This window comes from Ochrobactrum sp. EDr1-4, assembly GCF_049199085.1.
Taxonomy (GTDB): Bacteria; Pseudomonadota; Alphaproteobacteria; order Rhizobiales; family Rhizobiaceae; genus Brucella.
Genome location: NZ_JBLZOF010000002.1, coordinates 961,579 through 984,482, shown reverse-complemented (window position 1 = coordinate 984,482; position 22,904 = coordinate 961,579). Strand labels below are relative to the sequence as shown.

Here is a 22,904-nt window from a genome sequence, read left to right as displayed (position 1 = left end):
CACTGAGCAGCCTTTATAAAAACAATGCAGTGGCGCGGTTTTAAGCTTCGCGCCACCATCCTTTTTCCTTTTCGGAGTGCGCCTTCATGGCTGCAAACACCACGATGGGGCCAATGGCTCCGGCAGATGATCGCATTGATCCCAAGAAAGCGATTGCTTTTCTTGCGATGGTGTTTGGCATGTTCATGGCAATTCTGGACATCCAGATTGTTTCTGCATCGCTGTCTGAAATTCAGGCGGGCCTTAGTGCCAGTTCCGATGAAATTTCGTGGGTGCAAACGTCCTATCTGATTGCCGAAGTCATCATGATTCCGCTCTCAGGTTTCCTGGGCCGACTTGTCTCGACGCGCGTGTTGTTCACCGTATCAGCCGCAGGCTTTACACTTGCATCGATGCTCTGCGCAACGGCGACCAATATCGATCAGATGATCGTCTACCGCGCCATTCAGGGCTTCATCGGCGGCGGTATGATTCCAAGCGTGTTTGCGGCAGCCTTTACGATCTTTCCGCCATCCAAGCGCTCTATCGTCTCTCCGATGATCGGCCTTGTTGCAACGCTTGCACCGACAATCGGACCGACGATTGGCGGCTATCTCAGCCACGCTTTTTCGTGGCACTGGCTATTCCTCGTCAATGTTGGCCCCGGCATTCTGGTGACTATCGCCGCGTGGAACCTTATCGACTTTGACGAAGGCGACCGCTCGCTTTTGAGCAAGTTCGACTGGTGGGGACTTGCTGGCATGGCCGCATTCCTTGGCTCCATGGAATACGTGCTTGAAGAAGGCCCTCGCAATGACTGGCTTCAGGATGAAGCGATCTTCATTCTGACCGGCGTTATGACTGTCGGCGGCATCATGTTCTTCTACCGCGCATTCACTGCCGAAGAACCCATCGTGGATTTGCGAGCGTTTAAAAACGTCAATTTTGCCTTTGGCTCACTGTTTTCCTTTGTGATGGGCGTCGGTCTTTATGGCCTCACCTATCTCTATCCGCTCTATCTCAGTCAGATACGTGGCTACGACGCGCTGATGATTGGTGAAGCGCTGTTTGTCAGCGGCCTCGCCATGTTCTTCACAGCCCCCCTTGCCGGTTTCTTGTCAAACCGCATGGACCCACGCTTGATGATGATGATCGGCTTTTTGGGATTTGCGGCTGGTACATGGATGGTTACGGGCCTGACCGCCGACTGGGACTTCTATGAACTTCTGATCCCGCAGATTCTGCGCGGCTGTTCGCTGATGCTTTGTATGGTGCCGATCAACAATCTCGCACTTGGAACCCTGCCCCCTGCCCTGATGAAAAACGCATCCGGTCTGTTCAATCTGACGCGTAACCTTGGTGGTGCGGTTGGTCTGGCGGTCATCAATACGATTCTCACGCGCCGCAGTGATATGCATTACGAGCGTCTGGCCGAACACGTGCGTTGGGGCAATGCGGAAGCAGAGCAGATGCTTGCCAATCTGACGGCCAAATATAACGCCGCCGGTCTTGATGGTGCGACAATTGCCATTTCCAAAATGTCGGGCATGGTGCGCCAGCAAGCAACGCTGATGTCATTCATCGATGTGTTCTTCATCCTCACGATGATGTTCTGCTCGCTGGCCGTTTGCGCAATCATGCTGCGCAAGCCAAAGCAGGCAGCTGGTGGCGGTGGTGGCGGTCACTAGCCCCCTTTTAAATAACTGAAGCCGGTTTCATACGAAACCGGCTTCGCTTCGCTCACCGTTCATAAATTTTCGTTTGAAAGCACTCTGCCCGCGCCATGCCGCGTGCAGGCTAAAGCCTGTCGTTTTGAGAAAAGCTTCTTTTCAAAATGTGACAATGACGAAACCTCTGTCACATTTATTGTCATAAAAATGCAGTTCATCCGTTAGGGTCAATTGCTAAGTCCCTGAAAACGTGTTTCACTTTCGGTCGTTGATAATTTGTGACAATCGACAAACTGTCATCCAACCGTCATCTAGGGCGGCTATCGGGAGTGCGCGAACACTGGAATCGACCGGGAGCGTTCGCCCGACTTAACAGGGGAGTTTAACAATGCTTGCATTTACTGCGCGTCTGCTGTCGCTTTCGACCGCAATCGCTGTCGGTGGGGTTTCGATCGCTGCCGCTGAACCATCAGCTGAACTTATCGCCGCTGCTAAAGCCGAAGGCGAACTGACCACAATCGCGCTGCCACACGACTGGTGCGGCTATGGCGACATCATCAAGAGCTTCAAAGACAAGTATGGCCTGAAGGTCAACGAACTGAACCCAGATGCGGGTTCGGGCGACGAAATCGAAGCCATCAAGGCAAACAAAGACAATAAGGGCCCACAGGCTCCTGACGTTATCGACGTCGGCTTTGCTTTCGGCACGACTGCAAAGAAAGACGGCCTGATCCAGCCTTACAAAGTCGCAACCTGGGACGAAATTCCAGATAGCGCGAAAGACCCAGAAGGTTACTGGTACGGCGATTATTACGGCGTTCTTGGTTTCGAAGTGAACAAGGACATTGTGAAGGACGTCCCACAGGATTGGGAAGACCTGCTCAAGAGCGATTATGCAAACTCGGTTGCTCTCGCTGGTGATCCGCGCGTTTCCGCACAGGCAATCCTCGGCGTTCACGCTGCTGGTATCGCACGTGGTGCAGAACCAGGTGCCGAAGCTGGCAAGAAGGGCCTTGAATTCTTCAAGGAACTCAGCGCCAAGGGCAACTTCGTTCCAGTTATCGGCAAGGCCGCTTCGCTGGCACAGGGCTCGACCCCTATCGTCATTCGTTGGGATTATAACGCGCTCGCCGACCGTGATACGCTCAAGGGCAATCCGGAAATCGAAACCGTTATTCCAAAGACTGGTGTTGTTGCTGGCGTTTACGTTCAGGCAATCAGCGCTTACGCACCACATCCAAACGCTGCTAAGCTCTGGATGGAACATCTTTACTCGGACGAAGGCCAGCTTGGCTACCTGAAGGGCTATTGCCACCCAATCCGCTTCAACGCGATGGCTAAGGCTGGCAAGATCCCACAGGAAATGCTCGACAAGCTGCCACCAGCAGATGCCTATGAAAAGGCTATCTTCCCAACTCTTGAACAGATTGAAACCGCTCAGGAAGAAATCACCAAGAACTGGGATAGCGTTGTTGGCGCAAACGTTCAGTAAGCGATTTTAGAGCGCCGTGCGCCCTCTTGGGCGCACAAAGATCGCTCTAACACGCTAAAAACAGGGCGTAATTTATATTAAACTGCTTCAAGTTTAAGAAATTACGCTCTGGCTCGCCCTGTTTAAGACCTGTGACGACCAGCAATGGTCGTCACAGTGTTTGCAGAACGGTTAAAGAAAGAGCATATGAGTTCAACAGCCGATACAGACGCACCCTTCAAGCCGGTGCGTAAGCGCCAACTGCCGCTTTCATATATCGGCGTTGCGCCCTTTTTCCTGTTCGCAATTCTCTTCCTGCTATGGCCGACGATGTATCTCATCGTTGGTGCATTTCAGGACCCGGACGGCAATTTCACACTCAATAACGTTCAGGATCTTTTCCAGCCTCAGATCATGAGTGCCTATTGGATTTCGATCAAAGTCAGCCTCGCATCTGCGCTTGGTGGCGCATTTATTGGCTTCTTTCTGGCTTGGGCCGTGGTGCTTGGCAATCTGCCGCGCTGGCTGCGCCCAACAGTTCTGACTTTCTCTGGCGTTGCATCAAATTTCGCTGGCGTTCCGCTGGCCTTCGCGTTTCTCGCGACCCTTGGCCGTACCGGCTTCGTCACTATCCTGTTGCGCGACTGGTTCGGTTTCAATCTTTATTCGACAGGTTTTAACCTGTTGAGCTTCTTTGGTTTGACCATCACCTACTTGTTCTTCCAGATTCCGCTCATGGTGTTGATTCTCACGCCAGCGCTCGATGGTCTAAAGAAAGAATGGCGTGAAGCTTCATCGATCTTAGGCGCTACCAATCTGCAATATTGGCGGATGATCGCGTTTCCGATTCTCTGGCCCAGCCTGCTCGGAACGACACTGCTTTTGTTTGCAAACTCCTTTGGCGCTATCGCGACTGCTTATGCACTGACCGGCTCTTCGCTCAACATCGTTCCAATCCTGCTCTTTGCCCAGATCCGCGGCGATGTTCTGCATAACCAGAATCTTGGCTACGCGCTGGCGCTTGGCATGATCGTGATCACAGGCCTTTCCAATCTTCTTTACATCTGGCTGCGTATGCGTGCCGAAAGGTGGCAACGATGAAAAAGGCCTTTAATCCCCAAAAAATTGGGGCATGGATCGCCTTTCTGATTGGCGCGATCTACTTCCTCGTTCCGCTGATTGGGACGTTTGAATTTTCGCTGCGCATGCGTCGTGGCGAATATTCCTTCGATGCCTATCGGGTGGTGTTCAGTGACCCGAACTTTCAGGCAACTTTCAGCTATTCGATCATACTCGGCATTCTGACCATCATCTTTGGTGTGCTGCTGGTGGTGCCAACGGCTTATTGGGTGCGTCTGCGTCTGCCGCATCTGCGTCCGCTGATCGAGTTCATCACGCTGATGCCGCTGGTTATTCCGGCCATTGTTATCGTGTTCGGTTATCTGCGCATTTATAACTCGTCGTCATGGCTTCCGTTTACCGCATCGACACGCGCTACCGATCTGCTTTTGATGTTCGGCTATATGACATTGTCGCTACCATACATGTATCGTGCTGTTGATACCGCCATGCGCACGATTGATGTTCGCACGCTCACCGAAGCAGCGCAGAGCCTTGGCGCTGGCTGGGGACGCATCATGTTTAAAGTGATTTTCCCGAATGTGATTTCGGGTGTCATGAGCGGTGCATTCATCACCTTTGCTATCGTGATTGGCGAATTTACGCTGGCTTCACTTCTCAATCGCCCGGCCTTTGGTCCTTATCTCCAGTTGGTTGGCGCAAACCGCGCTTATGAACCATCAGCGTTGGCGATTATCTCATTCGGCATTACGTGGCTTAGCATCATCATGTTGCAGCTCGTTTCGCGCCTCAATAAATTCAAGACAACCGCCGGGTAACATTCATGGCTTTTCTCAATCTCAAGCACCTGAAAAAGAGCTTCGGCGCTACTACCGTCGTCCACGATTTCAATCTCGCCGTCGAAAAAGGTGAGTTCGTTTCCTTCCTCGGCCCATCGGGCTGCGGCAAGACAACCGTTCTGCGCATGATCGCTGGCTTTGAAAGTGCCGATCAGGGCGCAATCGAAATCGACGGTAAAGACGTTGTTGATCTCAAGCCAAACCAGCGCAATATCGGCATGGTGTTTCAGGCCTATGCGCTTTTTCCAAACATGACCGTTGCGCAAAACGTGGCTTTTGGTCTTCGCGTTTCGGGCAAACCGAAAGCTGAAATCGACGCGACGGTCAAAGAAATGCTCGGCCTGATCCGGCTCGAACATCTTGCAGACCGCTATCCTTATCAGATGTCCGGTGGTCAGCAGCAGCGTGTGGCACTAGCACGTGCGCTGGCAACCAAGCCGCAAGTGCTTTTGCTCGATGAACCACTTTCAGCGCTCGATGCAAAAATCCGTATCTCGCTACGCCAGGAAATCCGTGCGATCCAGCAGAAGCTAGGAATCACCACCGTATTCGTGACGCATGATCAGGAAGAAGCACTGTCGATCTCCGATCGTATCGTCGTCATGCATGAAGGGCGTGCTGATCAGATCGGCACACCATTCGATATTTACAACCGACCTGCATCGCGCTTCGTTGCTTCCTTCGTCGGCACACTCAACATGCTCGAAGCATCGGTGAGTGAACCGAGCCAGAACAGCATCGAACTTGATGGCCGCACGATCAAGGTGAACGACGAACTCGGCCACCATCCGAAGGGCAAGGCAATCACACTCGCTTTGCGTCCGGAAGCAGTCAGCATGGAAGCACGCAAGAGCCACGACACTGCACTCGATGCCACCATCGAAGACGTGCATTTCTTAGGCTCGGTCATTCGTACACGCGTCGCGCTTGGCAAGAACAAATTGTCATTCGACACCTTCAATGATCCCGCACTCACCCCGCCACAACGCGGCGACAAAGTGACGGTGCATTTCGCGGCGCATGATTTGCTCGTTTTGGCCGACTAAGCTCAAAGAAAAACAAAAAAGCCGCCCATTTGGGCGGCTTTTTTTATATTAAATACAAGCGAGACACGGTCGAGATTTTGGTTCTGATGAGCCGAAAATTGTGGCTTTCGAGAACCGGAGCACAGCGTACATAAAGTACGTGAGCACCGGCTCGCAGAAAGACGCTATTCGCAGCAAATCAGGGCCGAAATATCTCAGTTCCAAGGGCCGTGGAAGTCGCCTTCCTTATCGATGCGCTTAAAGCCATGCGACCCGAAGAAATCGCGCTGACCTTGAATAACATTGGCCGTACCCTGCGACTGCGTGAAGCTGTCGAAGTAGCTCAGTGCCGAACCCAATGCCGGAAGTGGCAGACCAGCAAGTGCTGACTGTGCAACGATCTTGCGAAGCCCCTTCGATGCCTTGCCCATGCGTTCAACAAAGGCAGGAACCAGCAGAAGGTTTTCAATTTCCTGACCTTCAAAGGCCTGTGCAATATCATCAAGGAACAGCGAACGAATGATGCAGCCTTCGCGCCAGATACGGGCAGTGGTTGCAAGCGGAATGTTCCAGTCGTGTTCCTTGGATGCTGCTGCCAGAACGGCAAAGCCCTGTGCATAAGCAACGATCTTACCAGCCAGCAAACCCTGCTCAAGATCAGCAAGGAACTGAGCCTGATCCGCAATATCCAGCGTGCGTGGTGCAGGCTTATAAGCCTTTTCAGCAGCTTCACGTTCCGCTTTCAACGACGAGATTGAACGCGCGTCAACCGCAGCTTCAATGCCAGTAGCCGGAACGCCGAGCATCTGTGCTTCAATCGCCGACCAGCGGCCTGTACCCTTCTGACCTGCCTGATCGAGGATCATATCGACCATCGCCTTGCCGGTTTCTGGATCAGTGGCTTTCAAAACCTTCGCAGTGATTTCAATGAGGTATGAATTGAGTGGACCGGCATTCCACTTTTCAAACACATCACCAATTGCAGGCGCCGAAAGGCCAAGACCGTCACGCAGGATGCCGTAGATTTCGGCGATCATCTGCATATCAGCATATTCGATGCCGTTGTGAACGGTTTTCACGAAATGGCCTGCACCATCAGGGCCAACCAGCGCACAGCAGGACTCACCCTTATACTTTGCAGCAGCAGCCAAAAGGATCGGCGCAATACGCTCATAGGCTTCTTCTGTGCCGCCAACCATCATTGACGGGCCATGGCGAGCGCCTTCTGCGCCACCCGATACACCCATACCAACAAAGGTTGGATCGTTCGGGCCGAGCGCCTTCAGACGACGCATCGTGTCACGATAGTCAGAGTTACCGGCATCGATCATGATGTCGCCAGCTTCGAGATATGCCTTAAGGCGGGTGGTTTCGGCATCGACCGGCGCGCCAGCCTTGATCAGGAAAATGATCGGGCGTGGCTTGCGGATATTGTCGGCCAGTTCTTCAAAAGTGGCGCAAGGGATGATCTTGTCACGCAGCGCGCCCGCTTTTTCGATGAATGCTTTCAGGACGGGCTCGTCGCGGTCATAGACGGCTACCGTGTAGCCCTTCTCGGCGATGTTCAGCGCAAGGTTCGAACCCATAACGCCAAGGCCGACCATTCCGATATCTGCTTTTTCCATTTTCTGCCCTTTTGAAACACAGCCATCTGGCTCGTCATACATAAATAGAGAGCCGACAGATTGGACTGTCGTAGCTGTTGCTATCGCACTATATAGCGCCAGTCTTTATCCTATTCTGGGATGATCTAGGGCATATGACGCAAATTTGATAGGGCTTTTTCTAAAAAACTAACCGATTTAAATGATCAGACACGTTCCAGTTTCTCATGTGGAAGCGGTGGCAGTTCAATCTCGATAGTATTGCCGGCTTGCACGTTTCCACCCGCAAGGACGATCGACATCACGCCTGATTTTCGTATCAACTCACCGTTTTCGGTTTTATCGAGCACAGCGTTTAAGAGGCCCTTCTCATATTTCTCAATCTGCGAACAAGGATTGCGCAGCCCAGTGATTTCGAGCACCACATCATTACCGATTTTGAGAATCGCAGATTTTGGCAATGCCAGCAGATCAATGCCGCGAGTCGTGATGTTTTCACCCAATTGCGCCGGTGAAATGTCGAAACCTTTGCCAACCAATTCATCGAATAGCTCGGCCTGAATAAGATGAACCTGACGCAGATTGGGTTGCGTTGGATCAGCCCTCACGCGCGAGCGATGCTTGACCGTAACGCCCTTATGCGCATCACCTTCAACACCCTCTCCCGCCACAATGCTGATCTCCGAAACGAGCTGTTTTGAGAAGCGATGCTTAGCGTCACGCGCAACAGCTACAACAATTCCACTCATATTTTTACCTTGATCCCATGAAGATGCAGGCGGCTGGCAAAGCCCGTCGTAATCGCGCATATCATGCGATATACAACACAGAAATGACAAGGGTATCGCGAAGGGGCGGCGGCAAGCCATGACGAGCAAATACGACGGCAAGAGTTTTCGCTGGGGCATCTGGGGAACAGGCACAATTGCACACGCCTTCGCTGCCGATATTCGAGCAAGCTATGAAATGCGCGTAACCGCCGTTTGCTCGCGTTCGCTCGAGAGTGCCGTAGAGTTCAAAAACAAAATCGGCGCAGATCACGCGTTTGATGATGCCGCGGCATTTCTCAGAAGCCCCGATTTCGATGCCGTCTATATTGCCACGCCAAACGCAATGCATGTGCCGCAAACGCTACAGGCCATTGCTGCTGGCAAAGCATGTCTCACAGAAAAGCCGCTGACGCTTGATGCAGATGGGGCCAATGCGATTGCTGCCGCCAGTAAAGCGCACAACGTCTTTGCAATGGAGGCCATGTGGAGCCGGTTTCTTCCGGCAATTACCGCCACCCGCGAGCATATCAAGGCCGGGCGGATCGGCACAGTTAAACGCATTGAAGCCGACCTCTCCTATTTCCGTGAAGAAGACCCGCAAAGCCGTTTTTTTAACCAGGCACTAGGTGGCGGAGCAGCTTTTGATCTCGGTGTCTATCCGGTATCACTCGCGCTCAGTTTTCTGGGCCTGCCTGATGCTGTGAGCGGACGCTGGACGAAAGCAAAAAGCGGCGTCGATATGCGGACCGAAATCACGCTGAGCTATGCAAACGCCGAAGCTCAGCTTTCATGCGGTTTTGATCACGACGGCAAAAATCAGATGCTAATTGAAGGAACAGACGGCGCGATCCTCATCCACGCACCGTTTCTCAAAGCACAGCGTCTTACGTTCTTTTCCGCAAAAGTGCTGCATTCTGCTCTTGGCCCGAAAGGCCCGGGCGGACTGATTGGAAAGGTGCTTAACCGCCTGCCCCTTCCCGGCAGAACTGTTGAGCATCATCCATTTTCTGGCAATGGCTTGCAGTTTCAGGCGCAAGCCGTGCGTGATGCGCTCAAACGCGACGAGATTTCAAGCCCAATCATGCCACTAGAACACAGCGCTGAAGTGGCCAACATCGTCAGCACTGTGCTTGCGCAAAAGCCAAATTAGAAGGTGCTCTGAACCTTATAGGGTGCTGCATTTTCTCCGGCATTGTTGAGCGCAAGGGCGACTTCTGTGATGTGCAAAGCCACAGCACCGGAGAAGAACGCCGTAGCTTCCGTTTCAATCGCGTGCGCCTGATCCGCCACGCCGCGCATGAAATCGATCTGCGACGGGAATGATGGCAGGGTTAATGCATCAGCTTTTGGATAAGCCAGCTTGCTGCCAACGGCCGGTTTCCACGGCAATGTCTTGCCAAGCTTCGCTTCCAACCGTCCGAAGATGCGCGACAGGATAGAACGCTTTCGCTCTGTTGATTCAAGCCGGACTGCGGAACGATTATCCCAAAGATCATCGACCGTGATAGAACCCTTGTCGGCAACGATGGTCAGACTACGATCCTTTGGCATTGCAAGGCCGGACGTTAGACGCGCCACAAGGCCAGATTTGAAACGCAGGCAACCCACCGAAAAATCCGGGGCCATATGCAGATGCTCAGTGCCTGGACCCTTGTTCTGGAAGGTAATTGAGGAGAACGCTGTTACGCTTTCAACCGGGCCAAACAGCGACACCAGCCATGAGAGCGCATAACCCGCATGTTCCAGCGTGCAGCCAATCTCAAACTCATGCAGACCCGGCCATGGTGCACCTGATTGTGAGCGCCATGTCGCCCATTTATCGCGAAAAACCGGACCATCTTCCATTTCAGCATAGACCAGACGCGGGGTGCCGATCTCGCTGATTGAGCTTGAAACCAGCTTCTGTGCGTCGCTTAAGCCATTAGCGGGAGCTGCGGCAAGCGTCAGACCTTTGGAAGCTGCGAATTCAACGAGTGCCTTGGCATCATTGTAATCCATTGCCAGCGGCTTTTCTGAATAGACATGTTTTCCAGCCTCAAGTGCCGCACGCGAAATCGCATAATGATTTTCCGGCGTCGTCAGATTGAGGACTATCTGCACGTCGTTATCGGCCAACACTGCCTCAAAGCTCTCATAGGCGCGCACCTTGTAATGCGCAGCAAATACCTTCAGCCGTTCTGCCGAGCGATCAAAAGCGCCAAGCAGCTTTAACTGCGGGTAATTGCGCAATGTGGTCATGTAATAATCAGCAACGAAGCCCGTGCCTATGATCGCAATATTCATGGTAACTCCGAGATTATAAAGACCGCTTGGGAATGGTGACTTTGGCCGTCATGCGCAAGCCAAAGATTGCGAAAATGAGCATGAGCCAGACCGGGTCCATGCGACGGAAAAAGAAGCTTTCCAGCATTGCGTTCAGCGTACCGAAAAACACAAACATCAGAAAGAAATCAGCAAGAAGCAGATTTTCGCGTGTTGGCCTGCACCGCATATAATTAATCAGCGGCATAATGATGATGACAATGATCGCGCAGATGAGGCCGATAAGGCCCATTGAAAGCGTGATATCGAGATAGCCATTATGCGCATGGACAATGCCGCGCACATCCCAATCGAGATAATAGGGATTTGCAGCTTCTTTTGCGGCGCCAGTGCTCCAAAAACTTTCAAAGCCGAACCCAGTCCAAGGGCGATTATGCAAAGCTTCAATCGCAAAGGCCCAGATGGAGGTTCTGCCCGTAAAGGTCGGATCAACCGCGAACTTCAAAACCATTTGATGCAGCGGTTCAAACAGCACCGTACCGATTGTGAATAAGGCGAACATCAACTGAATGACGAAAATCATCAGCGGTGCAAGTCCACGAAGGCCAAACAGGCCCGGCCCAACGACTAACAGCATGGCGAAAGGCACCAGTGCCACTGTGGTTTTTGAACCTGTATGCGCGACAAAGAACAACGCAAGTAGCGCAATCACTGCTCCACTGATGCGCCAGCCGCGTCGCCAAAGATAAATGCCAGCGAAAGCGAAGACTGCCATGACAGGCCCGGCAATGTTCTTATGTGTGAATACACCTCGCCAGAGGAAAGAATTCTGTGGCTCCACTGCATCAGCACCGTGCGTGCCAAGATTGGGTAACAGCACAACACCCGCATAGGAAATAAAGATAACAATCGAGGCCACGATAAGCAGCATCCATGAATAGCTATCTGCATCCTGCGGCAGAGCAAGTACCGCAATGATTGCGAGAACACCGATCAGAGTCAGCATGATCCCACGAATAGCGGTTGATGGATCAGGGCTGACGAAGGCTGAGGCCAGAAGAATGGCAAACATCAGCATCCAGCCGAGGCTTACCAAACGCATAATCTTAGCGGGCTGCGCAAACATGGCCAAAGACATAAGCGCTACAGCGCCAACAATGCCAAAGCCCAGCTGATTAATCGTATCACCAGCTGGCTGGCCATCCGTTGCAACGACCGGCGAAAACGGTCGAAACGAAACCAGAAGAATGCACAAAATCGCCGTTGCAATGACGAGCGCTATTTGGCGCATCGTCATTCGCGTCGGATCGGACAAAGCTGGATCAGTTTTTGTCCGGGTTGCGATACTGCTCATTCAAATATCCAAAATGCGCCATAACCCGACCTAGACCAATATGGACGAAGTAAGTGCCTGCAGGCGCAAAGCCTGCAGCAATGCCTTTTCTCACAGCTTTAATCGGTGAATAGGCTAACAGAGCAAGGCTTTTTAGAAATACACGTACCTGACCGAGTGGTTCATCCTTGCGCTTACGCTGTTCAATCAGCGTCGAAAGAACGCCATTGCGGAGGCCGCGTGATCTGATCCAATCATTTTCCAAACGACGCTCTGGAATGGTTTCGCGAACGATACCCTCTGCACACCAGCCAACTCTAAAGCCCTTGGCGATTGAGCGCGACAGGAAGTCGGAATCGCCACCGCCAGTGAAGTTGAACTTAAGATCCATAAACGGATAGCTGTGTGCTTCAATAACCGCACGCGCGATAAGAAGGTTACCAGATGAATAGATAATCGGAACAGGACCAGTCTTTGTATAATGCGGCAGGAAGACCGGATGTTTTGCCCACTGTTCCGAATTTGGCTTCTCGAAAATCGGGAACTGCGGACCGCCAACGAGGCTAACGTCATAACGCTCAGCCGTCGAAACCATGTTTTCGATCCAGTCTGGATCGGCCAGTTCATCGTCATCAATAACGATGATGTATTTGAAGTTCGGGAAATATTTCGTCGCCGTCAACCAGCCCGCATTATAGGCATTACAATTGCCGCGATGCGATTCACCAATCAGCATGCCATTGTATTTGCCAGCCTCGAAAAGTGGAGCGGCAACTGTTGCGCCCTCCTTCTTTTCAGTCTCGTTCTCAATGACCACAACTGCCCATTTGCGTTTGGTGGTCTGCGCATTGAGTGTATCGAGAGTTCTGATCAGGTGCTCAGGACGCTTGAATGTCGGAAGCGACACAACAATATCGATCTCGTCATAAGCAAGACCGGGAGTTTTAGCGATTACTTCAATATGATCCGGTAAATCTGACATCTCGGTTTCCGATTTATTTCAGAGATTTTTATTTTACAATTATCTTTCCACTATAGATAAACGCTTAAAGAAAAGTTCACTGCATGTCTGTAGAGACTGTCATAAACAGGCACTCATTAAGATTGGTCAGGAGCTGATTTGCAACCGTTTCGTCTTGTCTTCGTAACATCACTTGTTCCGCATGCGGTCGCTTCAACAGGTTACGAGGTTGCAAACGCAGCCGTGATTGATGGTCTACGCCGTGCGGGCGCACAGGTCACAGTTCTGGGCTTCACTTGGCCCGGGCATAAAGCGGCCAAAAGCAAAGAAACCGTTGTGCTTGGTGAAGTGGAAGTACGAACCGAAGGTGCGGGCATCAAACGCAAGATCGGCTGGGTGCTAAAATCATTTCTGACCGGGCTTACCGTGTCCTCCGCAAAGCTGCGCGTGGTTCCGGCGGTTGAAATCCGCGAAGCGATTGCCGATCTGGGTGAGTTTGATGCCTATGTTCTCAATGGCGTCACGCTTCCCGGCGCGTTTGAAGATGTTTTCAAAGATAAGCCGTCGATATTTATCGCGCATAATGTCGAATATCGTTCGGCAGAAGAGAATGCCGCTGATACCAAAAGTAAGATTCAGAAAATCCTATTTGGCCGCGAAGCCCGCATTCTCAAAAAACTCGAAAACCGGCTGTGCAAACAAGCAAGTTTCGTCTTCACATTCGCGGAAGATGACGGCCCAGCGCTTGGCCTGACATCAGAGAAATTTGCAACTTTACCGCTGGTTATGCCGGGCAAAGCGGCAACATCGACGGCAGCGGCTACGAAATATGACCTGGCTTTGATCGGCACATGGACATGGCACCCGAACCGCATTGGCCTCGAATGGTTCCTGCGCGAAGTGAAACCGCTGCTGCCAAAAGACATTTCGATTGCCATTGCTGGAAACACACCAGCCGATCTGATCGCTGCATGGCCCGGCGTAAACTTTGTCGGCAAGGTGCCCGATGCGACCGAGTTTGTGGAAAGTGGCAAACTTGTACCGCTGATCAGTCGCGCGGGCACTGGTGTTCAGTTAAAGTCAATTGAGACGTTTGAACTCGGAATGCCAAGCGTCGCGACAGCCCATTCGGTTCGCGGCATCAGCAATATTCCGGCAAACTGCACTATTGCAGATAAGCCAGCCGATTTTGCTGCGGCCATCGTTGAGAGGCTCAAAACAATCACTGACGGTGATAGTCAAAAACTGGACGGCAAAGCCTTTAAACAGGCACAAATCGCAGGCATGGACAGCGCCATCGCCCGGGGCCTTAAGACACTTCAGGACGTGACAGGAAAAGCAAACTGACATGACAACTACTTCCCCCGAAAAGCTTGAATATAAAAATATTCTCGGCATCAAAGTTGTCTGTTTCGACTGGGACAGTTCATTCGCTTATTTTGAAAAGCGCATAGAAAACCGCGAATTTCTCAAGCAGGGCTGGCTGAATGCCAACAATGCCAATATCGCGCATGAAGATCCGAACTATATGGCGGCATTGAAGGATTTCCTGATCCTGCCTGACGGTATCGGCGTCGATATTGCCAGTAAGGTTGCCTACGGAGAAAAATTCCCTGCCAATCTCAACGGAACAGACTTCATACCCGGCCTGATGCAGCATATCAAACGCCCGATGAAAATAGCGCTTCTGGGCGGCGGTCCGGGTGTCGCTGCGGAGGCCGCACAGCTTTTCAAGAAACAAATACCGCAGCATGATTTCCGTGTGATTTCAGATGGCTATTTCAAGCTAGCTGATGTTGATGGCATTCTTGCCCAACTTAAAGATTACCATCCCGACATTCTTCTCATCGCAATGGGCGTCCCACGTCAGGAACTATTCATCGACAAGCACATCACAGCAGAGCATTGCACGATTGCAAGTGCTGTAGGCGCGCTGTTCGATCTGCATACAGGCCGCGTTCAACGCGCTCCGCATTGGGTTCGCACAATCAAAATGGAATGGGTACATCGCCTGTTGCAGGAACCACGCCGTCTGGCAAAGCGTTACCTCGTCGGCAATCCAGTCTTCCTCTGGCGCGTTGCCAAGGAAAAGCTCTCAGGGGGTAAGCCTTGAAGACAGCGATTGTTACGGCCAGTTGGGATCAGGATTTTGAGCGTTGTAAGCTCCTGTGCGAAACCATGGACAAATTTGTCACTGGTTTCACCAAGCACTACATTCTCGTCGACAGCAAAGATGTCGCCCTTTTCAGGCAGATTGAGAGCGCAAACCGCATCGTCATTGATGAGCGCGATTTGCTGCCTTCCTGGATTCGTGCATTTCCTGATCCGACCTATCTCGGCCGCCGCCGTGTCTGGCTTTCGTTCAAAACCAAGCCCTTGCGCGGCTGGCATGTGCAGCAGTTGCGCCGCATTGCGCTGGCCAGCAAGGTGGATGAGGACGGTCTTCTCTATACCGATTCAGATACTGCATTTGTGAAGCCGTTTGATTGCAGCACGCTCTGGCACCATGATAAATTACGTCTGTTCTATCGTCCCAATGCGCTGGCAAATCCAGAATGGCCGGAGCATCCGGTCTGGGCGGAAAACGCGGGAAAACTCCTTGGCGTTCCAAATGGCAAAAGCGCGCTGAACGACTATATCGGCCAGCTTGTTTCCTGGCGCAGAGATTCAGTCGTAGGCATGTGTGAACGCATTGAAAAGCACACTGGTCAGCATTGGGTTGCGGCAATTGGCAATGTCCGCCGCTTCTCCGAATGCTTCATCTATGGCCATTATGTGGATGATGTTCTGGAAGGCGCTGGCCATTTCCATGACACCCATGACCTGTGCCGCATGCAGTGGTTTGCGCCCCCGCCAACGGAAGAAGAGTTCCGTACATTTATCGCCGAAATGGAGCCGCATCAGGTGGCCATCGGAATGCAGTCATTCCTAAGCCTTTCGGTCGCCGACATCCGCCGCATCATCGGCGCGTGATCTAAAGCGTATTCAAAACAATAAAGCCTGGAGCACCAAACTCCGGGCTTTTTTTATACCCGTTTGGCAGGCAGCCGAAGGCTCGTATAGGTAAAAACCAGCGACAGAATATATATACCTGCAAAAACAAAGTTCAGGCCGGCAATCCAGTCGTTATTATCGCCATAATTGACAAGCAACAGCCAGACGAACAGCGCCTTGCCTGCCGTCATCAGCACCATGCTTATTGTACGCAGACCAGACTGACCGCGCGCATATAGGATTTCTGTCTGATACTCGATCAAGTTGCGGAACCCCGGCACCAGCAACACCAGCGGCAAGAGGCCGACAATCGGCGCAACGCTTGCACCAAGCGCTGTCGGGAAGAACTGTAGGAAGATCACCATCGCGCCAAGGCCTGCAACAGACACCGCAAAAACCGCACATTCCAGCCCGGCCCGAATGCGCAGCGACGCCAGCATATCCGGACTACGCATCAGCTTCTGAACCAGCATCATATTGAAAGAGCGGATCGGCAGTGCGGTCAGATCAACAAGCCGCATGATAATTGCGTAAATACCGGCAGTCGTTGGCCCGCCAATGCTCAAAACCAGAAGCTTGTCGAGCTCGCTCTGAATATAAAAGAGCAGTTCCGCACCCATCACGGCGATAGAATCAGACACACGCCGCATATAAAGACGCGGTTCAAAACGAAGCTTCACCTTCGGGTAAAAGCGCAGAGCGACAGCAAGCGCGACAGCATTGGCGACCAGATACCACCACGCCCAATGTGTAACATCATGAGTGGCCGCGAGAAACATAAACAAAACGGCAGCAATCGCGCGTGTGGCCGTGCCAAAGATCACCAGCAGCGCGGTGATTCCAAAACGGCGCAGCCCATTATTGACGATCATGATCATTTCGGTGGAACGCCACAAAAGCGCTTCGGCAACTACCACCAGAGCGAAGGGTAGGAACGAAATATCGCGGCTAAAGACGATGAAATAAACCAGCCACGAACAAATAGCCAAAAGCGGTAATGACAGCACAACTGCCGCGAGATAGCCCGCCGTATAAGTGCCGAGCAGCAGCGGCTTGACCGTCGCGATACGATAAAGTGGCGAGCTAAACCCTAATGAGACCAGACGCGACAGCACCACGCCAGTACCGGATGCAGTGGCAAAAATACCGAAGTCTCCAGTCGACAGCGTGTTTGCAAGCGCTATAAAATAAAGAAGCGAAACTACCAGCCGCCCAGCAGAACCGGAAAACAGCGAGAAATAATCCCGCACCATTGCCCCACGGCTTCCCAACAACTTCTGGACTGCTTTCGCGAACAAACACGGGCCTCGTCTTTATATTGTTTTTTACTTAATTAGTCGCACATGCGGACTATAGGCTAACACTTAGCGAAAAAGGCTTAATTAAAAGGCACCAAGTTAAATATCGATCCGCAAATTAACCATTTGTTCTGCACAGAAAACATATAGTCGGGTTTAGATAAGCCATTTCGGGGTACGGACATCTTTGACGATGAGCGGTGACGACAAGCGCAATAAAGGAAGAGAGGACAAGCCTCTTCTTGCATTCTCCGACGCGCCTGAGGCAAGTCGTGAAGAAGCTAACGCGCGTCAAGACGAGCAGCCGTCAATAATTCCGCCATGGACCCCTCCCGCAACGCCAGAAGAACGCACCGAGTTTTTTCGCAACAAGCAGGATAAGAAAACTGCTGAAGAGCGCGACGCTTCTGAACTGCGTGCGCGCATGGCTTCGATTAAAGCGGAACTCGAGCGCAAAATCGCCGAGCGCGAGAATGCTTCAAAAGTCAAAGCAGAAGCAGCCGATAGTGTGGAACCACCAGTGAGTGTCTTCGAGGAAAAGCTGCCAGTAAGACAGGCAGCACCCGATAATGAATGGAAGCCGCTAATCGATCCTCGTGTTGCGATTGAAGTGGTTCGCGGCTCTCGCAAATTGTTGATAGCGACAACGCTGCTTGGCGGCATTGTTGGAACACTTTATGCGCTGACCATTCCGCAAATGTACGTTGCTTCGACTGATATTTTGGTCGATCCGCGCAATATCAAAACTGTGGGAACAGAGCTAACACCCGGCCAGCTTCCGACCGATGCTTCACTGGCAATTGCCGAAAGTCAGGCACGATTGCTTGATTCGAGTAGTGTTCTGCTCAAGGTCATCAATGAGGCCGATCTCACCAAAGACCCGGAGTTTAACGGCACCTTCGTTCCGACCGGTGTAGCAGGGTTTTTCGCACAGCTTAAAAGCATGGTGAAGCCCAAGACAGTCGCCGATGGCCAAGCGCTTGAGACACGCGTTCTTTATAATCTCTATGACAGCCTGACTATCGGGCGCGATCCAAAAACCTTTATCTATTCTGTTGCCGTCAAAACCCGCAGTTCGGAAAAGTCGGCCGAAATCGCCAATTTGATCGGCTCGGTGTTCCAGAAAGAACTCGATTCGCTGCAATCGGATGCGGCACGCCGCAACGCGGCTGAACTTTCAAAGCGGCTTGCGGATATGCGCGCCAATGTAGAAACTGCAGAAAAAGCCGCAGCAGATTTTCGTGCAACGCGCGATCTGGTTGATGTCGATGGCAAGCTGATCAGCGACAACGACTTGACACGCCTCAATGACCAGCTGACCAATCAACGTGCCGAAACCATGCGGCTTCAGGCGCGAGTTCAGGTGCTCAACGATGCCAATACCGGCAGCGTCATTTCCGGCACCTTGCCGGAAGACCTGCGCTCTAACACACTGACAGCCTTGCGTGCGCAATATGCACTGGCAAGCCAGAATGCCAATGGAGCATCGACCCAGCTTGGGCCGCGCCATCCACAATACATTCAGCTTCAGTCACAAAGGCAGACGGCGCTCAATGATATTGATGCAGAACTGCGTCGTATCCGTGCGTCATTGCAGGTTGAAGTGGCGCGCTCTGTGCAGCAGGAACGTGACCTGAATTCTCGTCTTGCGCAGCTCAAGTCGCAACAGGCCAACAGCAACAATGATCGCGTGAAGCTGCGCGAACTGGAACGCGAAGCCACCACGCTCCGTTCAGTTTATGAAGCATTTCTGTTGCGCTCGCGCGAAACAAGCGAACAGGAAGGCATCACCACCACCAATGTTCGTGTGATTTCCGAAGCCCGTCCGCCACTCGACCCGGCTGGATCATCGCGCAAGCTCATTGTCATTGCCGGGCTGATTGCTGGTTTCTTGGCAGGGCTTGCCATAACAGCCGTCCGCAACTTCGGACGGCTGGTGCGTATCGGTTAAGAGCGCGAGATTTTACGCCCGCTGGCACGCAAAATGCCGTGTGCACCATCGAGGTGACCAGCTTTAAGCTCAAACGCCAGAAAGCGACGCTTTTCAAACGGTCCCGGCATGGCCAGTTCGCCAGTCTTTTCAGCCGTAAAACCAAACCGCGCATAATATTCAGGGTCGCCAACGAGCAGGATCGCGCCGTGACCAAGCCGCTTTGCCTCAGCAATTGCGTGCTGCATCAAAGCCGAGCCGATCCCACGACCGGCAGTCGATGGATCGACTGCAAGCGGACCGAGCAACAGAGCTGAAACCGGAAAGCCGAACGCATCCAAACCGGCATGGACATTCCACAACCGCACGGTGCCTGCGAGCAGACCATCATAGCCGATAGCAGAAAAAGCCAGACATTCGGCGGGCAACCGACCGCGACGCAGTTTTTCCGATGACTTGCGACGACGGCCCTCGCCCATTGCGCGATCAAGCAGCGCCTCGCGCGCAATGACGTGCTCTGCCGCCTCAGCCGCAACGGTGAAGGCAGGAACAGAGAGCGGCAAGAAGCCGGTGACAATATTTTCCTGGATTTCCAGATTTGCGTTCATAACATCTCACCCTAAGCATGGGCAGCCGCACATCCTGCCCAACACTTTTCAGCGCCGGGCAGATTGAGAGGATCTTTCAGGCTAATCCTGAAAAATCAGATGACGTATGATCGGAGCGGTTCGAAACCATTGAACGCCACCGCTGAATAAGTGGTGGTGTAGGCGCCTGTGCCTTCGATGAGGACTTCATCACCGATGGTCAGTGAAACCGGCAGCGGATACGGAGTCTTTTCGTAAAGAACATCCGCACTGTCGCAAGTTGGGCCAGCCAGCACGCAAAGTTCGGTCGCGTCACCATCATGCGGCGTCACGATCTGGTAGCGGATCGCCTCATCCATGGTTTCGGCCAGACCGCCGAATTTGCCGATGTCGAGATAGACCCAACGCACATTGTCGTTGTCCGACTTGCGCGAAACCAGAACGACTTCGGTCTTGATCACGCCTGCATTGCCAACCATGCCGCGGCCCGGTTCAATGATGGTTTCCGGAATGCGGTTGCCGAAATGCTTGGAAAGCGCATCGAATATCGCCATACCATAGGCCTGAGCGGTCGGCACGTCTTTGAGGTAGCGGGTTGGGAAGCCGCCGCCCATGTTGACCATGCGCAGAACAATGCCTTCGTCAGCCAGCGTACGAAATACCGATGCAGCATCGCTCAAAGCGCGATCCCATGCGGTGAGATCTGTCTGCTGCGAGCCGACGTGGAACGACACACCATAAGAGTCAAGACCCAGCGACTTTGCATGACGCAGGACGTCGATAGCCATTGCAGGCACGCAACCGAACTTGCGCGACAGCGGCCATTCAGCGCCTTCACCATCGGTCAATACGCGGCAGAACACGCGGCTGCCGGGAGCAGCGCGAGCGACCTTTTCAACTTCTTCAACGCAATCAACAGCGTAGAGACGGATGCCCAGCTCGAAAGCACGTGCAACATCGCGCTCTTTCTTGATGGTGTTGCCATAAGAGATGCGGTTTGGCGTTGCGCCGGCTTCCAGTGCCATTTCGATTTCGGCAACCGATGCCGTATCGAAGCACGAGCCGAGCGATGCGAGGAGGCGCAGGACTTCCGGTGCAGGGTTTGCCTTCACGGCATAGAAAATGCGCGAGTAAGGCAATGCCTTTTCAAAATTCTGATAGTTTTCGCGCACGACATCGGTGTCGACGACGAGGCAAGGGCCATCTGGGCGGCGGGTGTTAAGAAAGTCGATAATACGCTGCGTTGCCATGGTCGTTCTCCCGCGCGGCTTGATCTGCCGCATCTAGAGCCCAATCTCAAAAAAAGATTGAGCGAAAAAACACTTAGGAATCTGACCGAGCCCACCATGGACCCCGAAAATTCTCTAAGAGACAAAGTAAGCATAAGCGCATCCGCGGTGAGGCCAGCCTTTGGAGATGCTGAGGTCACGCGAAAACTCATGCGGCGGTGGAACAACGCTAAACCCGCGTTACTCCGCTTTGTCTGCCTTGGATTGGAATTGGAGAACCGCATCCGCACTTCTGGCAATGAAGGTGTGCCTCTTCAGTAATTTCGGTTTTTGGACAACCGAAAGACACTAGAAAGGCCCGCACCGTCGTTGCTTTAGATGTCCTTGATCTGGCGGTTGGCCTACAGATCAACTGGAGCGGTTAGGTCCAGGTACCGTACCGAATTCCTCACCATTCGAGGATCGGCGGACACCCACGGGCACGTGCGACTTTGGGCAAGGGCGATATAATCCCAAAGATGTGTCCATACAATGACAAATCTTCGTCGCGACAAAAATAATTCTAAAGCGTTGTAATGCACTTACCGCGCTTGCCATTGTTCAATATTAGTGAAACATTCTGCTGGAAAACTTAGGCTTTAATTTACCATACCCCCCGAATTTCATTGCTGGTTGTGAACAATGACGCCCTTCGATCCGTTCAACGCGATCATCGCAAAACCGGAAAAGCCCCTCCCCCCAGCGCAAAGCGGTCCGCTTAAAGGCGAGCGTTTGGCGGTTAAAGACATTTATGATGTCGCTGGGATGCAAACGGGATGCGGAAATCCGCAAATTCTGGCCGAATCACTTGCCGCTCAGAAGTCGTCTCCGGTGGTTGAAAAGCTGCTCTCAGCAGGCGCAACTTTCATCGGAAAGACCCAGACCGACGAACTGGCTTTTTCATTGATGGGGCAAAACTCGCATTATCCTCATCCGATCAACCCTTCCGCGCCTGACCGCGTTACGGGTGGATCATCTTCCGGGTCGGCGGCAGCAGTTGCGGGAAAAGTTGCAGACATTGCGCTTGGCTCCGACACAGGCGGCTCTATCCGTGCTCCTGCCAGTTTCTGCGGGCTGATTGGCTTGCGCACCACGCATGGACGCATTCCGCTTGAAGGCATCATGCCGCTGGCACCTTCGCTGGATACAATTGGCTGGTTTGCCCGCGACATTGATCTTTATGAAAAGGTCGGCCAAGTTCTGCTTGGCGATGATGAGCGCAGCTTCAACTTCTCGCAGCTTCTTTATATGCCTTTGTTAGAGCATCTGATGCTTGGGCAGGAAGAGACCGACACGTACCGCGCGATGTTTGCAAAAGTGCGTCCGCATTTTTCAAGTCTCAAAGCTGCGAGCCAGACCACACTGACAATCGACGAGCTTTATCTCACCTTTCGTCAAATACAGGGCTGGGAAGCGTGGAATACGCATGGCGCGTGGATTTCTTCCGGTGATCGCGATCTCGGTCCGGGCGTCGCGGACCGTTTTGCTTACGGCTCGGAAATTACCAATGAAGCTGTAATCCTGCATCGCAACCGGCGTGCGCGTTTTACACAGGAATTGGAAACGATCATCGGCGACAATGCGGTTCTGGCATTGCCAACCGTACCGGGTGCGGCGCCTCTCGCAAACGAACCATTCGAAAGCCTGCAAGCCTATCGTGAACAGGCTCTGCGGTTGCTTTGTCTTTCCGTACTATCCGGCCTGCCACAGATCACTGTTCCACTGGGGCAGGTTGATGGCGCGCCGTTTGGCATCTCATTCATTGGCCCACGCGGCAGCGACCGAGCGCTGATTGTGCTTGGCCGGAACATTCTTGAAAAGCAGGACTAGACC

At 52.7% G+C, this 22,904-nt stretch carries 19 protein-coding genes; 11 read left to right on the top strand and 8 right to left on the bottom strand.

The window, feature by feature from the left end; genetic code table 11:
• Positions 1-86: 86 nt before the first annotated feature.
• From ACOZHT_RS10875 to ACOZHT_RS10855, 5 genes are all read left to right on the top strand, one after another.
• Positions 87-1,667, top strand: coding sequence for a DHA2 family efflux MFS transporter permease subunit (locus tag ACOZHT_RS10875; protein ID WP_339513443.1), 1,581 nt, complete (start codon positions 87-89; stop codon positions 1,665-1,667).
• A 370-nt stretch (positions 1,668-2,037) separates the two neighbouring features.
• Positions 2,038-3,141: an ABC transporter substrate-binding protein gene (locus ACOZHT_RS10870; RefSeq protein WP_339513441.1), complete on the top strand. Its 1,104-nt coding sequence runs from the start codon at positions 2,038-2,040 to the stop codon at positions 3,139-3,141.
• Positions 3,142-3,327: 186 nt separating this feature from the next.
• The gene (locus ACOZHT_RS10865; protein ID WP_421565682.1) at positions 3,328-4,221 is read left to right on the top strand and encodes an ABC transporter permease; all 894 of its coding nucleotides are present in this window, start codon (positions 3,328-3,330) and stop codon (positions 4,219-4,221) included.
• A complete protein-coding gene (locus tag ACOZHT_RS10860; RefSeq protein WP_339513437.1) occupies positions 4,218-5,018 on the top strand; it encodes an ABC transporter permease in 801 nt (266 codons plus the stop codon). Before ACOZHT_RS10865 ends, ACOZHT_RS10860 begins: the two co-directional genes overlap by 4 nt.
• A 5-nt stretch (positions 5,019-5,023) precedes the next feature.
• Positions 5,024-6,085 carry an ABC transporter ATP-binding protein gene (locus tag ACOZHT_RS10855; RefSeq protein ID WP_421565681.1) on the top strand — a complete coding sequence of 354 codons (1,062 nt, stop codon included), beginning with the start codon at positions 5,024-5,026 and terminating at the stop codon, positions 6,083-6,085.
• Between the two features lie 194 nt (positions 6,086-6,279).
• Here ACOZHT_RS10855 and gndA read toward each other — a convergent pair whose 3' ends face one another.
• The gene (gndA, locus tag ACOZHT_RS10850; RefSeq protein WP_339513433.1) at positions 6,280-7,689 is read right to left on the bottom strand and encodes an NADP-dependent phosphogluconate dehydrogenase; all 1,410 of its coding nucleotides are present in this window, start codon (positions 7,687-7,689) and stop codon (positions 6,280-6,282) included.
• Between the two features lie 185 nt (positions 7,690-7,874).
• Positions 7,875-8,417, bottom strand: coding sequence for an MOSC domain-containing protein (locus tag ACOZHT_RS10845; protein ID WP_339513431.1), 543 nt, complete (start codon positions 8,415-8,417; stop codon positions 7,875-7,877).
• A 118-nt stretch (positions 8,418-8,535) separates the two neighbouring features.
• On the opposite strand from ACOZHT_RS10845, the gene ACOZHT_RS10840 reads away from it, so the two are divergent.
• Positions 8,536-9,588 carry a Gfo/Idh/MocA family oxidoreductase gene (locus tag ACOZHT_RS10840; RefSeq protein ID WP_339513429.1) on the top strand — a complete coding sequence of 351 codons (1,053 nt, stop codon included), beginning with the start codon at positions 8,536-8,538 and terminating at the stop codon, positions 9,586-9,588.
• On the opposite strand, the gene ACOZHT_RS10835 is transcribed toward ACOZHT_RS10840, so the two are convergent.
• The 3 genes from ACOZHT_RS10835 to ACOZHT_RS10825 are packed head-to-tail and all read right to left on the bottom strand — an operon-like array spanning position 9,585 to position 13,015.
• Positions 9,585-10,721: a Gfo/Idh/MocA family oxidoreductase gene (locus ACOZHT_RS10835; protein ID WP_339513427.1), complete on the bottom strand. Its 1,137-nt coding sequence runs from the start codon at positions 10,719-10,721 to the stop codon at positions 9,585-9,587. The genes ACOZHT_RS10840 and ACOZHT_RS10835 overlap by 4 nt on opposite strands.
• A 13-nt stretch (positions 10,722-10,734) precedes the next feature.
• Positions 10,735-12,054 carry an O-antigen ligase gene (locus ACOZHT_RS10830; RefSeq protein ID WP_339513425.1) on the bottom strand — a complete coding sequence of 440 codons (1,320 nt, stop codon included), beginning with the start codon at positions 12,052-12,054 and terminating at the stop codon, positions 10,735-10,737.
• Positions 12,023-13,015 (bottom strand): glycosyltransferase family 2 protein, encoded by a 993-nt coding sequence (locus ACOZHT_RS10825; protein WP_339513424.1) that lies wholly within the window; start codon positions 13,013-13,015, stop codon positions 12,023-12,025. The genes ACOZHT_RS10830 and ACOZHT_RS10825 overlap by 32 nt, the downstream gene beginning before the upstream one ends.
• A 138-nt stretch (positions 13,016-13,153) precedes the next feature.
• Between ACOZHT_RS10825 and ACOZHT_RS10820 the strand changes: the two genes are divergently transcribed.
• Genes ACOZHT_RS10820 through ACOZHT_RS10810 form a run of 3 tightly spaced genes read left to right on the top strand, consistent with a single transcriptional unit; the run spans position 13,154 to position 15,967 of the window.
• Positions 13,154-14,341 carry a glycosyltransferase family 4 protein gene (locus ACOZHT_RS10820; RefSeq protein WP_339513422.1) on the top strand — a complete coding sequence of 396 codons (1,188 nt, stop codon included), beginning with the start codon at positions 13,154-13,156 and terminating at the stop codon, positions 14,339-14,341.
• 1 nt (position 14,342) lies between these two features.
• Positions 14,343-15,107 (top strand): WecB/TagA/CpsF family glycosyltransferase, encoded by a 765-nt coding sequence (locus ACOZHT_RS10815; RefSeq protein ID WP_339513420.1) that lies wholly within the window; start codon positions 14,343-14,345, stop codon positions 15,105-15,107.
• Positions 15,104-15,967: a DUF6492 family protein gene (locus tag ACOZHT_RS10810; protein WP_339513418.1), complete on the top strand. Its 864-nt coding sequence runs from the start codon at positions 15,104-15,106 to the stop codon at positions 15,965-15,967. The genes ACOZHT_RS10815 and ACOZHT_RS10810 overlap by 4 nt, the downstream gene beginning before the upstream one ends.
• 53 nt (positions 15,968-16,020) lie before the next feature.
• Here ACOZHT_RS10810 and ACOZHT_RS10805 read toward each other — a convergent pair whose 3' ends face one another.
• Positions 16,021-17,286 carry a lipopolysaccharide biosynthesis protein gene (locus ACOZHT_RS10805; RefSeq protein ID WP_339513416.1) on the bottom strand — a complete coding sequence of 422 codons (1,266 nt, stop codon included), beginning with the start codon at positions 17,284-17,286 and terminating at the stop codon, positions 16,021-16,023.
• A 193-nt stretch (positions 17,287-17,479) separates the two neighbouring features.
• On the opposite strand from ACOZHT_RS10805, the gene ACOZHT_RS10800 reads away from it, so the two are divergent.
• Complete coding sequence (locus ACOZHT_RS10800) at positions 17,480-19,237, top strand: GumC family protein (RefSeq protein ID WP_339513414.1); 1,758 nt, start codon at positions 17,480-17,482, stop codon at positions 19,235-19,237.
• Here ACOZHT_RS10800 and ACOZHT_RS10795 read toward each other — a convergent pair.
• Both ACOZHT_RS10795 and odc2 read right to left on the bottom strand, forming a co-directional pair.
• Positions 19,234-19,824, bottom strand: coding sequence for an N-acetyltransferase (locus tag ACOZHT_RS10795; RefSeq protein WP_339513412.1), 591 nt, complete (start codon positions 19,822-19,824; stop codon positions 19,234-19,236). The genes ACOZHT_RS10800 and ACOZHT_RS10795 overlap by 4 nt on opposite strands.
• A 95-nt stretch (positions 19,825-19,919) precedes the next feature.
• A complete protein-coding gene (gene odc2, locus ACOZHT_RS10790) occupies positions 19,920-21,053 on the bottom strand; it encodes an ornithine/lysine decarboxylase (protein ID WP_339513410.1) in 1,134 nt (377 codons plus the stop codon).
• Between the two features lie 660 nt (positions 21,054-21,713).
• On the opposite strand from odc2, the gene ACOZHT_RS10785 reads away from it, so the two are divergent.
• Positions 21,714-22,901 (top strand): amidase, encoded by a 1,188-nt coding sequence (locus ACOZHT_RS10785; RefSeq protein WP_339513408.1) that lies wholly within the window; start codon positions 21,714-21,716, stop codon positions 22,899-22,901.
• Positions 22,902-22,904: the final 3 nt, after the last annotated feature.

Excerpts from the sequence above, each read along its gene's own strand:
- ACOZHT_RS10875 (WP_339513443.1), top strand. The coding sequence starts at position 87 with ATGGCTGCAAACACCACGATGGGGCCAATGGCTCCGGCAGATGATCGC.
- ACOZHT_RS10870 (WP_339513441.1), top strand. The coding sequence starts at position 2,038 with ATGCTTGCATTTACTGCGCGTCTGCTGTCGCTTTCGACCGCAATCGCT.
- ACOZHT_RS10865 (WP_421565682.1), top strand. The coding sequence starts at position 3,328 with ATGAGTTCAACAGCCGATACAGACGCACCCTTCAAGCCGGTGCGTAAG.
- ACOZHT_RS10860 (WP_339513437.1), top strand. The coding sequence starts at position 4,218 with ATGAAAAAGGCCTTTAATCCCCAAAAAATTGGGGCATGGATCGCCTTT.
- ACOZHT_RS10855 (WP_421565681.1), top strand. The coding sequence starts at position 5,024 with ATGGCTTTTCTCAATCTCAAGCACCTGAAAAAGAGCTTCGGCGCTACT.
- gndA (WP_339513433.1), bottom strand. The coding sequence starts at position 7,689 with ATGGAAAAAGCAGATATCGGAATGGTCGGCCTTGGCGTTATGGGTTCG.
- ACOZHT_RS10845 (WP_339513431.1), bottom strand. The coding sequence starts at position 8,417 with ATGAGTGGAATTGTTGTAGCTGTTGCGCGTGACGCTAAGCATCGCTTC.
- ACOZHT_RS10840 (WP_339513429.1), top strand. The coding sequence starts at position 8,536 with ATGACGAGCAAATACGACGGCAAGAGTTTTCGCTGGGGCATCTGGGGA.
- ACOZHT_RS10835 (WP_339513427.1), bottom strand. The coding sequence starts at position 10,721 with ATGAATATTGCGATCATAGGCACGGGCTTCGTTGCTGATTATTACATG.
- ACOZHT_RS10830 (WP_339513425.1), bottom strand. The coding sequence starts at position 12,054 with ATGAGCAGTATCGCAACCCGGACAAAAACTGATCCAGCTTTGTCCGAT.
- ACOZHT_RS10825 (WP_339513424.1), bottom strand. The coding sequence starts at position 13,015 with ATGTCAGATTTACCGGATCATATTGAAGTAATCGCTAAAACTCCCGGT.
- ACOZHT_RS10815 (WP_339513420.1), top strand. The coding sequence starts at position 14,343 with ATGACAACTACTTCCCCCGAAAAGCTTGAATATAAAAATATTCTCGGC.
- ACOZHT_RS10800 (WP_339513414.1), top strand. The coding sequence starts at position 17,480 with ATGAGCGGTGACGACAAGCGCAATAAAGGAAGAGAGGACAAGCCTCTT.
- ACOZHT_RS10795 (WP_339513412.1), bottom strand. The coding sequence starts at position 19,824 with ATGAACGCAAATCTGGAAATCCAGGAAAATATTGTCACCGGCTTCTTG.
- odc2 (WP_339513410.1), bottom strand. The coding sequence starts at position 21,053 with ATGGCAACGCAGCGTATTATCGACTTTCTTAACACCCGCCGCCCAGAT.
- ACOZHT_RS10785 (WP_339513408.1), top strand. The coding sequence starts at position 21,714 with ATGACGCCCTTCGATCCGTTCAACGCGATCATCGCAAAACCGGAAAAG.